12 protein-coding genes are annotated in these 14155 nt (G+C 69.8%); 4 read left to right on the top strand and 8 right to left on the bottom strand.

Annotation, left to right across the window (positions count from 1 at the left end; genetic code table 11):
- Positions 1-66 precede the first annotated feature (66 nt).
- On the top strand, positions 67-2184 hold the full coding sequence (locus QSK17_RS30405; RefSeq protein ID WP_285708954.1) for a TerD family protein: 2118 nt from the start codon (positions 67-69) through the stop codon (positions 2182-2184).
- Positions 2185-2567: 383 nt separating this feature from the next.
- Positions 2568-3392, top strand: coding sequence for an MMPL family transporter (locus tag QSK17_RS30400; protein WP_285708953.1), 825 nt, complete (start codon positions 2568-2570; stop codon positions 3390-3392).
- On the opposite strand, the gene QSK17_RS30395 is transcribed toward QSK17_RS30400, so the two are convergent.
- The gene (locus QSK17_RS30395; RefSeq protein WP_285708952.1) at positions 3313-3975 is read right to left on the bottom strand and encodes a response regulator; all 663 of its coding nucleotides are present in this window, start codon (positions 3973-3975) and stop codon (positions 3313-3315) included. The genes QSK17_RS30400 and QSK17_RS30395 overlap by 80 nt on opposite strands.
- On the bottom strand, positions 3972-5099 hold the full coding sequence (locus QSK17_RS30390; RefSeq protein ID WP_285708951.1) for a sensor histidine kinase: 1128 nt from the start codon (positions 5097-5099) through the stop codon (positions 3972-3974). The genes QSK17_RS30395 and QSK17_RS30390 overlap by 4 nt, the downstream gene beginning before the upstream one ends.
- A gap of 218 nt (positions 5100-5317) precedes the next feature.
- Between QSK17_RS30390 and QSK17_RS30385 the strand changes: the two genes are divergently transcribed.
- Positions 5318-5758 (top strand): DUF6223 family protein, encoded by a 441-nt coding sequence (locus tag QSK17_RS30385; protein ID WP_285708949.1) that lies wholly within the window; start codon positions 5318-5320, stop codon positions 5756-5758.
- Here QSK17_RS30385 and QSK17_RS30380 read toward each other — a convergent pair.
- The 4 genes from QSK17_RS30380 to tatA form a co-directional block, all read right to left on the bottom strand.
- Positions 5751-6209 carry a helix-turn-helix transcriptional regulator gene (locus QSK17_RS30380; RefSeq protein ID WP_285708948.1) on the bottom strand — a complete coding sequence of 153 codons (459 nt, stop codon included), beginning with the start codon at positions 6207-6209 and terminating at the stop codon, positions 5751-5753. The genes QSK17_RS30385 and QSK17_RS30380 overlap by 8 nt on opposite strands.
- 126 nt (positions 6210-6335) lie before the next feature.
- Positions 6336-8720, bottom strand: coding sequence for an ATP-binding cassette domain-containing protein (locus QSK17_RS30375; protein ID WP_285708947.1), 2385 nt, complete (start codon positions 8718-8720; stop codon positions 6336-6338).
- Positions 8721-8777: 57 nt separating this feature from the next.
- A complete protein-coding gene (locus QSK17_RS30370; RefSeq protein WP_285708946.1) occupies positions 8778-9188 on the bottom strand; it encodes a VOC family protein in 411 nt (136 codons plus the stop codon).
- A gap of 334 nt (positions 9189-9522) precedes the next feature.
- Positions 9523-9834, bottom strand: coding sequence for a Sec-independent protein translocase subunit TatA (gene tatA, locus QSK17_RS30365; RefSeq protein ID WP_285708945.1), 312 nt, complete (start codon positions 9832-9834; stop codon positions 9523-9525).
- Positions 9835-10289: 455 nt separating this feature from the next.
- Here tatA and QSK17_RS30360 point away from each other — a divergent pair, with 455 nt between their 5' ends.
- Positions 10290-11717: an LCP family protein gene (locus tag QSK17_RS30360; RefSeq protein ID WP_285708944.1), complete on the top strand. Its 1428-nt coding sequence runs from the start codon at positions 10290-10292 to the stop codon at positions 11715-11717.
- 20 nt (positions 11718-11737) lie between these two features.
- Here the strand turns inward: QSK17_RS30360 and QSK17_RS30355 are convergent, their stop codons facing one another.
- Together QSK17_RS30355 and QSK17_RS30350 are read right to left on the bottom strand one after the other, a co-directional pair.
- Positions 11738-12397, bottom strand: a complete 660-nt coding sequence (locus tag QSK17_RS30355; protein ID WP_285708943.1) for a response regulator — start codon at positions 12395-12397, stop codon at positions 11738-11740.
- Positions 12394-14061, bottom strand: coding sequence for a sensor histidine kinase (locus QSK17_RS30350; RefSeq protein ID WP_285708942.1), 1668 nt, complete (start codon positions 14059-14061; stop codon positions 12394-12396). The genes QSK17_RS30355 and QSK17_RS30350 overlap by 4 nt, the downstream gene beginning before the upstream one ends.
- Positions 14062-14155 lie beyond the last annotated feature (94 nt).

Raw genomic sequence — 14155 nt, 5'->3', positions numbered from 1 at the left:
CTCGTTGATGATCAAATACTGAGAAAACCCGCAGCGTGTCGAGATTTCCGCCGATAAGGTGCGCTCGTGGACACTCTGGAAAGTCTCGTCATCACCAGGCGGCTACGAGTTCCTATCGGCACCCCCGCCGGCTCCACACCGGGCTGGGGAGAGGTGGCCGCCCGCCAGCTCGACGCCGCGCTGCTGAGCGTCGGCTTCACGTGCTCGGCTGCCCTGCTCGAACGGCTGTCGCGGTTGCCCGGCGAGACCGTGGTCGATCTCGGCGTACGCATCCTGGCTGCCGTCCGCGGCCTGGTCGGCGACCACGTTCAGCACAACGCGTACTTCATCGATTTCCCCGCAAACGTGCCCGACACCCTGGAGTTCTGGGCCGGCCTGCTGCGCGAGGCGCTGCTCGACCCGGTCGCCGCCGCGCGCGTCCAGTCGCCGACGCTCGACCTGCTGACCCTGCCGGGCTACGGCCGCTACCCGCACGCCTACGCCGATCTGCTGGCGGCGCACGCCGAGCTGATCCCGCTGGCCGGGGACCGGGTGACCGTGCTGGAGTTGGGCGGGAGCCTGGAGTCCGAGGCGCGTGAGCTGTACTTCTCGCTGGCAGGCTCTGAGGTGCCGCTGGCCGCCGAGGATCTGGCGGCCCTGCACATCTTGGCTTCGTTCTGCGCCGACGAGCCGGAGTGCGTCCCCGTTCGCGAAAACCGCGCCATCGTCAACGAGGTACGGCTGGCCGCCGGCCGGCCGCTGCTCGTCGACACGGTGACCGACGTGCTCCGGCTCGCCTGCGGCTGCTCCGGAGGCGACGTCACGCTGGCCACTCCTACCAGGTTCCGCTCGTTCCGCCGTGCCGAGCGCCGCGCGTTCCTGCAGGCTCTGGACGCGGTCGCCATCCCGGCCAAGCTCGGCGACGTGCACCGCTACAGGGAGCAGTGGAAGCGGCTCGGCGAGCGGCTGCACCCCCACGAGTACCCGCAGTTCCCGCGTGCCGCCCACGTTTTCGAGGTGGCCAGGGGCGTGCGCGAGGCCGCTAGCTTCGACAGCAGGGTCGAGGCCGCCCTGTCGACGGGCCGTACCGCCGACGCCGTCGAACTGCTGGAGAACGCGCCCGGCGCGCTGCTGCGCCGCCTTGACCACCTGCTGCGGACCGGCCCGTCGGCGTCGGCCGTACTCGACGCCGCGGAAAGAGCGGCGACGGGTGCCTCCGGCCGCGTCCTGGTGTCCCTGCGCGAGCACCTGCAGAACCGGCTCGCCCCCGCCGCCGGTCGCGTCTTCACCAACCGGTACGGCAGGGCGTGGACGGCGCCTGACACCCGCGCGCCGCTTGAGCAGGAGGTCCTGTCGCGGGCGCTCGCCGTCCTGGACGAGGAGATCACCCGCCGCCTCGGCGACCCCGGGGAGCTGATCGTCGATCCTGACGTGCTCGACGTCGCCCTGCCACTGTCCGGCAAGGCCGTCTCGCCCGGGCTCGGCATACTGCCCCGCGGCTCGCTTTCGCGGGTGGACGGCGAGCTGCTCAGGTTCTTCGTCCACTGGCGCCAGGCCGAGCGGCGCACCGACTACGATCTGTCCGCGCTCATGCTCGACGCCTCCTACGACAATCCGACGCACATCTCGTGGACGAACTACACGAACGGCTTCGCCGAGTACTCCGGTGACCTCACCGAGGCGCCCGCGCCCCACGGCGCTTCGGAGTTCATCGACATCCGGCTCGCCGACGCGACCCAGCCGATCATCATCCCCCAGGTCAACGTCTACGCAGGTGAGCAGTTCCACGAGGCCGCCGAGGCGTTCTTCGGCTACATGACGCGGGACGCCGAGCAGAAAGGCCGGCCGTTCGAGCCGCGTACCGTGCGGATGAAGTCCGACCTGCGCGGCTCCGGCCGGGTCGCGCTGCCGCTCGTCTTCCTTCGTGGTGACGACGGCGACTGGCGGGTGAAATGGCTGCACCTCTACCTGAAGGGGCATCCCGGCTTCAACCAGGTGGAGGGCAACCGGGTCACCGCCTCCCTGCTGGTGCGCTCGATCGTGGAGCGCGACTACCTGCGGGTCCGCTATATGGCCGACCTGCTGCGCGCGAAAGCGTCGTCGGCCGGGCACACCACGTACATCGGGCTGGAGGCTCCGGACGATCTGCCCGCGGGGTCTCGGGCGTACACGCCCGCGACGCTGCATGAGCTGATCCCCGCCTGATACGGTGGGGGAACCGTGAGGCCATGGGTGAGCTTCCTTCTCCATTCTTGATTAGAAGCTTCTAGTTCTCCCGCTTTCCTCGCGTTCCGGTCGTGAGGCCATTCGAGGGCTTCCTTCTTACCTGGTTCGATTCCAGGTAGGCCCTGGGGGGCCTACTGGCATATCTAGCTCCCGAGCTTTCCTCACGGCCGGTTGGCTACGACGGGGTGGGCATGGCGGCTGCGCCGCCGCGCCTTCACGTGTGTCGGGCACCCTTGGTGCCGGCACCCCGCGGGGCGCGCCACTCGCCACACATAGCCCTGAAGGCAGGTCTCGGGACCGGGGTCGGAGGTGGCGGCGGACGCGGGCGCGGCGAGGATCGCGGCGGGCCCGTGGTAGGACCGGTGACCTCGCCGTATCAGGACAAGAATCTGGTGACGCAGGATCGTCGTATCGCCCGTACGACCGTCCCGCTGACCCACGAGGAGGCGGACAAGACCGAGGTCAAGCCCCTGGTGGGCCTGGTCAAGAACGCCTCCGGTGACGGCGTGACGCTGGGGCTGGGCGGGCAGAAGGCAGAGAAGGCCGAGACACCCCCGCAGGGTTCGGCCGAGAGCGTGGGCATCGTGGCCGCAGCGGTGATCTTGTTCATCGCCTTCGGGTCACTGGTGGCGATGGGCCTGCCGATCGTGACCGCACTGCTGGCGATCGCCGCCGGCATCGCCCTGATGAAGCTGGTGGGGTACCTGGTCCCCTCACCGGATTTCACTGTGATCCTCGCCGCGATGATAGGGCTCGGTGTCGGCATCGACTACGCACTGTTCATCGTGACCCGCTACAAGGACAGCCTGCAGGCCGGTGACGAGCCCGAGACCGCCACGGTCAAGGCCATCACAACGGCCGGTCACGCGGTCCTGTTCGCCGGCACGACCGTCGTGATCGCGCTGCTGGGCCTGATCGTCATGGAACAGCGGCTGATGACCGGAGTAGCCGTCGCCACGTCGGTGATCGTGCTGGTGACGATGATCGCCGCGGTGACCCTGCTGCCGGCGTTCCTGGGCTTCGCCGGCCACAAGATCAACTCGCTGCGCCTGCCCCGTCGCACGTCCCGCCGCCAGAAGGCCGCCAGTGCCGCGTCCCGGGAGCGCATCAGCGGTTTCGAGGGGCTACCAGGCCGGACTCGTAGGCGAGGACCACGAGGTGGGCGCGGTCACGGGCATGGAGTTTGACCATGGCCCGGTTGATGTGGGTCTTCGCGGTCAGCGGGCTGATCACCATGCGGTCGGCGATCTGGTCGTTGGACAGGCCGTGTGCGACCAGGACGACGGCTTCGCGCTCGCGGTTGGTCAGCTCCTTCAGCACCGTGTCGGCGCCTGGGTGGAGCGGCTGGGTGACGTAGCGGTTGATCAGCTTGCGGGTGATCGACGGTGCGAGCAGGGCGTCGCCGCGTGCGGCGACGCGAACCGAGTGCAGGAAGTCTTCCGGCAGGATGTCCTTGACGAGGAACCCGGCGGCGCCGGCGCGCAGCGCGTTGAAGACGTACTCGTCGAGGCCGTAGTTGGTCAGGATGACGACGTGCACCTGGTCCAGGGTCGGGTCCGCGGCGATGCGCCGGGTCGCCTCGATGCCGTCGACGACCGGCATCTGGATGTCGATGAGCACGATGTCGGGCAGGTGCTGCTTGGCGAGAGCCAGGCCCTCCTTGCCGTCGGCGGCCTCGGCCACCACCTCGATGTCGTCCTCGAGGTCGAGGAGCGCGCGGAATCCGCTGCGAATGAGCGGCTGGTCGTCGACCAGCAGGACACGGATCATGGCGTTCGGTCCACTGGAAGCTCGGCTTGGACGGTGAAGCCGCCCTCGTCGCGGGGTTCGGCGCGCAGGTGGCCGCCGAGGGCGGTGACGCGTTCGCGCATCCCGAGCAGTCCGATGCCGGGCATCGGGGCGGTGCTCGGCGCGGCCTTGCCGTCGTCGTCGACGCGTATGGCGAGGGCGTCCGGGCGGTAGTCGATCCGGACCGAGGCCGTGGCGGCGGCGGCGTGGCGGGCGACGTTGGTGAGCGACTCCTGAACGATGCGATAGGCGGTCCGGTCCACCGCGGCCGGCACGTCGCGTCGTTGTCCTTCGATCGTCAGCGTCGTGTCCAGTCCGCTCGTACGGGCCCGTTTCACCAGTTCCGGTACGTGGTCGAGACCACGCGGCGGGGTCGTGTCGTCCTCGCGCAGCGCCTCCAGGGTCGCTCGCAGCTCCCGGGTCGCCTCCCGAACTGCCTCCTGGATCGCCAGCAGAGCCTCCGGCACCTGCTCGCCGCGCTTGCGGGCCACGTGGACGGCGACTTCGGCCTGCACCTTGATGACCGAGATCTGGTGGGTGAGCGAATCGTGCAGCTCCCGCGCGATGTGCAGCCGCTCCTCGTCGGCGCGGCGCCGCGCGGTCTCCTCCCGGGTGCGCTCGGCCTCGTCCGCCCGCCGCTCGGCCTGCCGCAGCGCTTCCCCCGCGGCACCGGCAGCGATCAGCCAGGCCACCTCGAGAGCGCCTCGAGCCTGCGCGAACGCCTCGCCCGTGTCGTGCAGGCCCGAGGCCAGGGCCGCGAGCGGGAGAGCGGCCAGCACGGTCACGCTCGCCGCCACCGTGACGATGCGGTGTCCCGCCCGCACGGCGGCGTACACCGCGAACAGGTACGCGACGGCAGGCACGTCGAAACCGGCCGCCTGGTAACCCACCGCGCACAGCCCGGTGACGGCCAGGACCGGAACCGGAGCGCGGCGGCGCGCGGCCAGCGCCAGGCCGCCGGCTGTCAGCAGCGCGTAGCCGAGCAGGTCGAGGTTCGTGGCGGAGTGCTGCCCGGACAGCCCGGTGACCAGCAGCGTCGCCGCCACGCAGACGGCGATCGCCCAGTCTCTGACACCGGCCTGGACACCGGACCATCCTGTACTCATGCGCGCACCTTAGCTGGATGTCTGCGCGGACGACTCCTGCGCGCGGATGATCGTCCGGCTACCGCACACGCGGTACCTTCGCGGCTCCTGCGGCGTCCGCGGTAGCCGGCTGCGGCATCGGCGGCAGCGTGAATTGCCTGCGTCCGCTGGACGACCGGCGGTGGGTGCGGCGGACATGATCAGACGACGTCCACTCGCAGGAGGAGAAGGAACACCTCATGTCAGTCCGACTTGTGCTTGCCGTGGCCGGAGCCACCCTCATTGAAGGTTTCCAGCTTGCCGCACCGGCGGCCGCGCACGTCTTGGTCCAGCCGGACCCCGCCAGTGCTTACACCTTGACCGCCGGGCGCCTCTGGTCCTTGGTGGCCGCGCTGCTAGGGCTGGCCGGCGTGGTCATCGGTGGGCTGGCTCTGGCCCGCTCCGCTGGTCGTATCGGCACCGGCAACGGGCGAAGGGGGGCCATCGTGGCCCTGGTGGCGGGGCTGGCCGGCGCGGTCATCGGCGGGCTGGTTGTGGCCGCCGCCGACGGTGGTCCCGGCACCGGCTACGGAATAGTCGGGGGCTTCGTGGCCCTGGTGGTCGGGCTGATCGCCACGGTCCTCGGCGGGCTGGTTCTGGCCCGCTCCCGTCGCACCGGCATACGATCGGGACTCAACTAGCCGAGCGTAGTCGCGGCTCGGTGACCGGCGCTTCTCGGTTCCTGATCGGTCTGGTCACCTGTTTCGCCACGCACGACGGCATCCCCGCCGTCCCACGCGCCGCGTGGTGCCGGTAGGTGCTGGGCGGCATTCCGACCAGCTCGGTGAAGCGAGTGCTGAAGGTGCCCAGCGACGAGCAGCCGACCGCGAAACAGACCTCGGTGACGCTGAGGTCGCCACGACGCAGCAGTGCCATCGCGCGCTCGACGCGCCGCGTCATCAGATAGGAGTACGGCGACTCGCCGTAGGCGAGCCGGAACTGGCGGCTGAGGTGCCCGGCCGACATGTTCACGCCGCGGGCCAGCGCCTCGACGTCCAGCGGCTGCGCGTACTCCCGGTCGATCCGGTCGCGGACGCGGCGCAGCCGCGCGAGGTCGCGCAGGTGCTGCGCCGCGGCGGGTCTGCTGGTCATCTGCGAGATCGTGCCACATACGAAGGATGAATGCGCACTCGACCCTGTTGCACACGCCCCTTTACCGGTCGAGACGAGTCAAAACAGACGAGAGAACTCGTCTCACGGTGTCCGCGAGGACCTCGGTCAGGTGCCAACGTAGGCCGCCAGGTGCTCGCCGGTGAGGGTGGAGCGGGCGGCGACGAGGTCGGCGGGTGTGCCCTCGAAGACGACCCGGCCGCCGTCGTGGCCGGCGCCGGGGCCGAGGTCGATGATCCAGTCGGCGTGCGCCATGACCGCCTGGTGGTGCTCGATGACGATGACTGACTTGCCGGAGTCGACGAGCCGGTCGAGCAGGCCGAGCAGCTGCTCGACGTCGGCGAGGTGGAGGCCGGTGGTCGGCTCGTCGAGGACGTAGACGCCGCCGTTGGCGGCCATGTGGGTGGCCAGCTTCAGCCGCTGCCGCTCGCCGCCGGACAGCGTAGTGAGCGGCTGGCCGAGGCTGAGGTAGCCGAGCCCGACGTCGGCGAGCCGGCCGAGGATGGCGTGCGCGGCCGGCGTACGTGCCTCGCCGGCGCCGAAGAACTCCTCGGCCTCGGTCACCGACATCGCGAGCACCTCGCTGATGTCGCGGCCGCCGAACGTGTACTCGAGCACCTCGGCCTGGAACCGCTTCCCCTCGCACTCCTCGCAGGTGGTGGCGACGCCGGCCATCATCGCCAGGTCGGTGTAGATGACGCCGGCGCCGTTGCAGGTGGGGCAGGCGCCCTCGGAGTTGGCGCTGAACAGCGCCGGCTTCACACCGTTGGCCTTCGCGAACGCCTTGCGGATCGGGTCGAGCAGCCCGGTGTAGGTCGCCGGGTTGCTCCGCCGCGAGCCGCGGATCGCGCCCTGGTCGACCGCCACCACTCCGTCCCGGCCCGACACCGAGCCGTGGATCAGCGAGCTCTTGCCCGAGCCCGCCACCCCGGTGACGACGACAAGCACCCCGAGCGGGATCTCGACGTCGACGTCCTGCAGGTTGTGGGTGTCGGCGCCGCGCACCTCCAGCACCCCCGACGGCGTCCGCACCGACGGCTTCAGACAGGCGCGGTCGTCCAGGTGCCGCCCGGTGAGCGTGCCGCTGGCCCGCAGCCCTTCGACGGTGCCCTCGAACACCACCTCGCCGCCCTCGGTGCCGGCGCGCGGGCCGAGGTCGACGACGTGGTCGGCGATCGCGATCGCCTCCGGCTTGTGCTCCACGACGAGCACGGTGTTGCCCTTGTCGCGCAGCTGCAGCAGCAGGTCGTTCATCCGCTGGATGTCATGGGGGTGCAGCCCGATCGTCGGCTCGTCGAAGACGTAGGTGACGTCGGTGAGCGACGACCCGAGGTGGCGGATCATCTTGGTGCGCTGCGCCTCGCCGCCCGACAGCGTGCCCGACGGCCGGTCGAGGCTGAGATAGCCCAGCCCGATCTCCACGAACGAGTCGAGGGTGTGCCGCAGCGTCGCCAACAGCGGCGCGACCGACGGCTCGTCGAGGCCGCGGACCCATTTGGCCAGGTCGCTGATCTGCATCGCGCAGGCGTCGGCGACGTTGATCCCGCCGATCCGCGACGATCGAGCCGCCTCGTTGAGCCGGGTGCCCGCGCAATCAGGGCAGGTGCTGAAGGTGACCGCCCGCTCCACGAACGCCCGGATGTGCGGCTGCAGCGCGTCGACATCCTTGGACAGGAACGACTTCTGGATCTTCGGGATCAGGCCCTCGTAGGTCAGGTTGATGCCGTCGACCTTGATCTTGGTCGGCTCCTTGTGGAGCAGATCGTGCAGCTCCTTCTTGGTGAACTTGCGGATCGGCTTGTCCGGGTCGAAGAAGCCACAGCCCCTGAAGATGCGGCCGTACCAGCCGTCGACGCTGTAGCCGGGGATCGCGAGCGCGCCCTCGTTCAGCGACTTGCTGTCGTCGTACAGCGCGGACAGGTCGAAGTCGGTGACCGAGCCCATGCCCTCGCAGCGCGGACACATGCCGCCGGTGATGTTGAAGTCGCGCCGCTCCTTCACGGTCTTCCCGCCGCGCTCGAGTGTGACCGCACCCGCTCCGCTGATTGAGGCGACGTTGAAGGAGAACGCTTGGGGCGAGCCGATGTGCGGCTGCCCGAGCCGGCTGAACAGGATGCGCAGCATCGCGTTGGCGTCGGTGACGGTGCCCACCGTGGAGCGGGAGTTCGCGCCCATCCGCTCCTGGTCGACGATGATCGCCGTGGTCAGCCCATCGAGCACGTCGACCTCGGGCCGCGCCAGCGTCGGCATGAAGCCCTGCACGAAGGCGCTGTACGTCTCGTTGATCAGCCGCTGCGACTCCGCGGCGATCGTGCCGAACACCAGCGAGCTCTTACCCGAGCCGGAGACGCCGGTGAACACCGTCAGCCGGCGCTTCGGGAGCTCGACGCTGACGTTCTTGAGGTTGTTCTCGCGCGCGCCGTGCACGCGGATCAGATCGTGGCTGTCGGCAACGTGCAGCTCAGGCGACTGCGTGTCCGTACTTTTGGCCATGCTAATTGTGTCTCCATTAGGGGTCTGTACAGGTCGGGGCTGCGATTGCCGTACGGCTCAGCGGAGCTCGTTGATGCGGATCAGGTTGCCCGCGGGATCGCGGAAGGCGCAGTCACGAATGCCGTACGGCTGCTCGGTCGGCTCCTGGACGACCTCGGCGCCGCCGGCCTGTACCTTCTCGAAGGTGCCGTCGAGGTCGGCGGTGGCCAGAACGATGCGGGCGTAGGTGCCCTTGGCCATCATCTCGGCGATGGTGCGGCGCTCGGCGTCGGTGACGCCGGGGTCGGCGGCCGGGGGCTCCAGGACGATGGACGTGCCGGGCTGGTCGGCGGGACCGACGGTGATCCAGCGCATCTTGCCGTTTCCGACGTCGTTGCGGACCTCGAAGCCGAGGGTGTCGCGATAGAAGGCCAGAGAGGCGTCCGGGTCGTTGTGCGGGAGGAAGGTCCAGTGAATGGCGATGTCCATGCCGGTCAGGCTAGTTGCGGCTCGGGGACCGGCGCTTCTCGATTCCTGATCGGTCTGCTCACCTGTCAGCCGACCGCGAAACGCCGCGCCCGCGTCCACTCCGACCATGTTCTCGATAGGCGCGGCAGCCTGTCACAGCCCCTGGGCAGCTGCTACGTGCTCCCGCCGAAACCCTGATCGGAGGGCCGCCAGGTGCTACGTCGTGCCCGGGATCATCGCCCGGACCGCGATGTTTATCGCTGTCCTCGCGGACGGGTCGTGGTGCGTCTACCGGGTGAAGTGAAGAAGGATGAGTTGCGCTGTCACCGACCGCGGCGGCCGGGGCGCTCCTCGGTCAGCGGTCTTCGCGCTCGCGTGGCCGAGCATCGCCGGCCGCGGCCTTCTTGAGCCGGGCGTTCTCCTCTTCGAGTGCGCGCAACCGCTCCTCGACGGCCGGGGAGCTCGAGGCGAGTTGCGTCTGAGTGGCCGGGGCGACCTGCTCGACCGCGGGAGCGTCGTCCTCGTCGCGGAGCTTGTTGGTCTCCTTCTTGAGAATCCGTAGAGACTGTCCGACGGCCTTCGCGGCGTCCGGCAACTTCTTGGCGCCGAAGAGCATCACGAACACCACAGCCACGATTATCCAGTGCATTGGGCTGAGTGAACCCATGACATCGCTCCCCTTCTGGTCGCTACCGGGTGCTGACCAGAGTATGCCTTCACCCTCTGGACGTACACTCCCGGCCATACCGGACACGGTCTCCGATTGCCTCTCACACGCGTCCGGCGACGTGCGCGCGGGGAAGGCGCACCGGCGCCCACAGCATAGGGGCCCGCGCGCATACCCCGCCCTCGCCTGGCGCGTCGATTGTCATCGAACACGCGTTGATTGCTATATTGCGCAACTGTACAACCAAAGTGGGAGCAGGGTTGAGCACTCGACAGGTTCACAGCCAAGAGAATCTCCGTCTCCCGCCCCCGGACGGCGCGGGAGACGGCACGGTCTGAGGCCCTTCCGACCATAGGGGCGGGTCAGCACACCCGGCGCCGTTCGATCGGCTGAGATCTCTACAGCGTGGCTCTTGGTCAGGCGCGGCGGCCCTGGCCCGATCTCTGGAGTAATACGTGAGCAGCGGGCATGTCGACGCACCGCCTTCCCCTCCCGCTGACACCGCGGCTCCCCGCCGTAGACGCTGGCTGTGGTGGCTGGTGGCGATCGTCGCGACGATCGCACTGGCGGTCGCGGCCGTCACGTACGGCGCCTACCTCAAGCTGAGCAACAATGTCAGGCACATCGACGTCAGCACTGACGATCTGAGCCCCACTCGCCCGCCCAAGGCCCCGACGAGCGCACTGAACGTGCTGATTGTCGGCTCGGACCAGCGGGACGGCAAGAACGCCAAGTATGGTCACCGGATCTCCGGGCAACGCACCGATACGATCATGCTGGCGCACATCTCCCCCAAACGGGACAATGCCATGGTCATCAGCTTCCCCCGGGATTCGCTGGTCCAGCTCCCCGCCTGCCGCGCCAAGGGGAACCTGATGGGCCAGCTCCCCCACGTGGGGATGATCAACGAGTCGTTCGCCTTCGGCGGGATCGCCTGCACCTGGAAGACCGTCGAGGCACTCACCGGCATCCACATCGACCACTTCGCCACGGTCGACTTCACCGGCTTCAAGGACATGGTGAACGCGCTCGGCGGCGTGGAGGTCTGTGTCCCCGAGCCGATCCACGACAAGAAGGCTCTCCTCAACCTGCCCGCCGGACGGCAGACCCTGAAGGGCGAAAAGGCGCTGGGCTACGTCCGGGCCCGCTACAGCCTGGGTGACGGTTCGGACATCGGCCGCATCCAACGCCAGCAGATGTTCATCGCCTCCATGGTCAAGAAGGTCATGAGCGGCCAGACGCTCACCGACCCCGCCAGGCTGTTCGGCTTCCTGGACGCGGCCACCAAGTCCCTCACCACCGACCCGAAGCTCACGGTGGGCGTGATGAAGGACCTGGCCGACAGCGCCCAAGGCCTGACTGCCGGGCAGATCCGCTTCATCACCGTTCCCTGGCGCTACTCGATCAGCCACCCCGGCCGGGTCGAGTGGGTCCAGCCGCAGGCGAAGAGGCTGTTCCAGATCGTCGCGGCGGACAAGAACATCGCCGGTTCCGGAGTGAAGGGCGGGCAGAGCAAGATCCCGCGTTCAAAGGTGCACGTCGAGGTCCGCAACGGCACCAGCCACGGCGGCCTGGGCACTCAGGTGGCCGCGGCGCTCGAACAGCGCGGCTACCATATCGTCAAGGTCGGCGACGCCCGGCGCAAGCCGTATCCGAATACCACGATCCTGTACTCACGCAACGGCGCGTCCGGCGTTCCCACGCTCTCCAAGGACCTGAAGACCAGCACCGCCACGCTGGTCGGCCGCGCGTCGACCTCCCGCCTCATACTGACCGTCGGGGACGACTGGAACGGCCTGCGCACACTGCGCGTCGACGACGACGAAGCGTTGCGCGGCTTCGACGCCACCCAGGACTCCTGCGCCGCCACCAAGGCCAAGTGACCCCGGGTGGCTCCGGTCGGTCAGCACCAGGTGTACAGGTGCTCGGGGCGGCCGGTCGCGCCGTACCTGAGTGTCATGGCGACCCGCCCGGATTCGGTGAGGCCCGCGAGGTACCGCTGCGCGGTGGCCCGCGAGACGCCGATCCGGGCGGCGATCTCCGCCGCCGACAGCGCGTTCTCGCTGGCCTGCAGGATGTCGGCGATCAGGCGGACCGTGACCGGGGAGTGGCCCTTGGGTCCGCGCGCCGCGGCCTGATCGGCGCGGTGCAACGCGCGCATCGCCTCGTCGATGGACGACTGGTTCATGCCCGTCGCCGACCCCAGCAGGCGGCGGTAGCGCGCGTACCCCCTGAGCCGGCTTCCCAGGTCCTGCGCGCCGAAGGGCTTGATCACATAGTGCAGGGCTCCCCTGGACAGGGCGGCGCGCACGGAGGCGGCGTCGTTGGCCGCGGTCAGCACGATGACGTCGGCGGACAGCACGCGGATCAGGTCGAGCCCGGACCCGTCGGGGAGGTAGACGTCCAACAGGACGAGGTCGGGGACGAGCCGGGCGGCCATGTCCGCCGCCGCGGCGGCGGTGTGGGCCTGCCCGGCCACCCGGAACCCGGGGACGAGCTCGACGAACCCCGCATGGACCTGGGCCACACGGAAGTCGTCGTCGACGACGAGCACATCGATCATCTCAGGACCCCCGGTAGACGAGCGAGGAACATGGTGCCATCCCGTCCGGACCGCGGCGTACGGCCGGGCGGCTCGGAGGTCGGCGCCGCCCCGGCGCGCTCCGCCTCGCCCACTGTCACGACGGCTCCGCGACCGAGGACGATGTCTCCGCCGCGGGCCCGGGCGACCTGGCGCGCCAGCGCCAGGCCGAGTCCGCGCGGCCGGTCCCCCGTTTTGGTGGTGAAGCCGTCTTCGAACACCGCCTCGGCGAGCTCCGGCGGGACACCCTGCCCGGAGTCCGTCACCGTGACATGCAGGTCGTCGCCGTCGCGAAGCAGCTCCACCTCGACGTGCGCCGGCCGGTCGGGACCCTGGTGGGCCGCCTCGAGCGCGTTGTCGACCAGGTTCCCGACGACCGTCGTCACGTCCAGAGGGCTGACGATCTCGCCGGGCGCCCAGCTTCCCGGTGCCACGATGAAGCGGATGCCGCGCTCAGCCGCGACGGCGGCCTTGGCCGCGAGGAAGGCCAGCAGGTAGGGGTCGGTGATGACGTCCCCTGCCGCGCCGGGGACCGCGGCGAGCGGCTCCACCGTGAGCATGTGCAGGTAGTCCGCGGCCTGCTCGTGGTGGCCGAGTTGCAGCAGCCCCGCGACGGTGTGCATCCGGTTGGCGTGCTCGTGCCGCTGCGCCCTGAGCGCGTCGAGCAGGTCGCGTTCCGCGTGCAGTTCCCTGGTGAGCTTCTCGAGGTCGGTTCGGTCGCGCAGGGTCAGGACGGTGCCGAGCTCCCGGCCTTCCCTGCGTACCTGCCGCCGCCCCACCACGAGCACGCGATCGTCCGCGACGACGAGCTGGCTGGCGGCCTCGTCGGTGCCGGCGAGCGCGGCCTGCAGCCGGGGCGGCAGCGGCAGGTCGTGAAAGGGCTTGCCCAGGACCCCCGGTGACTCCTCCCCCAGCCCGAGCAGCCTGGCCGCCTCGACGTTGCACACGGTGACCCGGCCTCCGGCGTCCACGGCGAGGACGCCCTCACCGATCCCGTGCAGCACCGCCTCCCGCTGCGAGATGAGCTCTCCGAGCTCGGACGGCTCCAGCCCCAGCGTCTGGCGGCGCAGGCGGTGGCCGATCGCGGCCGAGCCGACCACCCCGAGCAGCAGCGCCGCCCCGGTGAAGAGGGCCGCCAGCACGAGGACCCGCCCCACGCGCAGGTGGATCTGCCGGACGGGGAAGCCCACGCTGACCTCGCCGACGATCCTGTGGTCCGCGGTCCGCAGCGGCACCTTGCCCCGCGCGGACAGGCCGAGCGTCCCCTGCTCGACCGTCACCACGTCGTGCCCGGACAGCGGGCCCGACGGGTCGGTGCTGACCCGCCTGCCGATCAGCTCCGTACGTGGGTGCGACAGGCGGATGCCGCGCCGGTCGGTGACGACCACGAACAGCGCCCCGGTGGCCGCCCGCACCGCCTCCGCCCTCGGCTGGATCAGGTGCGTGGGGTCGTCCCGCGCCGCGGCCGCCGCGACGGAGGGGTCGGCGGCCAACGCCCGGGCGACCGACACCGCGCGCTCGCCGTACTGGACGGTCAGCTCATCGCGCATGAGCCACGCGGCCAGCGCGAAGCCGGATCCCGCGACCAGCATGACGACGACGATCTGCAGCGCGAGCACCTGATGGGCGAAACGGAGCGAGCGCACGCGTGCACGTTAGCCGAGGTGATGCGCGGAAGGACCGTGCGCGTAAAGCGTAAAACCCATGAAATCGCGATTAACAGCGCGAAACACGGCTTGC

Origin of the sequence: Microtetraspora sp. NBRC 16547 (assembly GCF_030268965.1) — a bacterium.
In the GTDB taxonomy this organism is placed as follows: Bacteria; Actinomycetota; Actinomycetes; order Streptosporangiales; family Streptosporangiaceae; genus Microtetraspora.
Note: the sequence above shows the minus strand (reverse complement) of the source record. Positions and strands in the feature narration are given on the sequence as shown.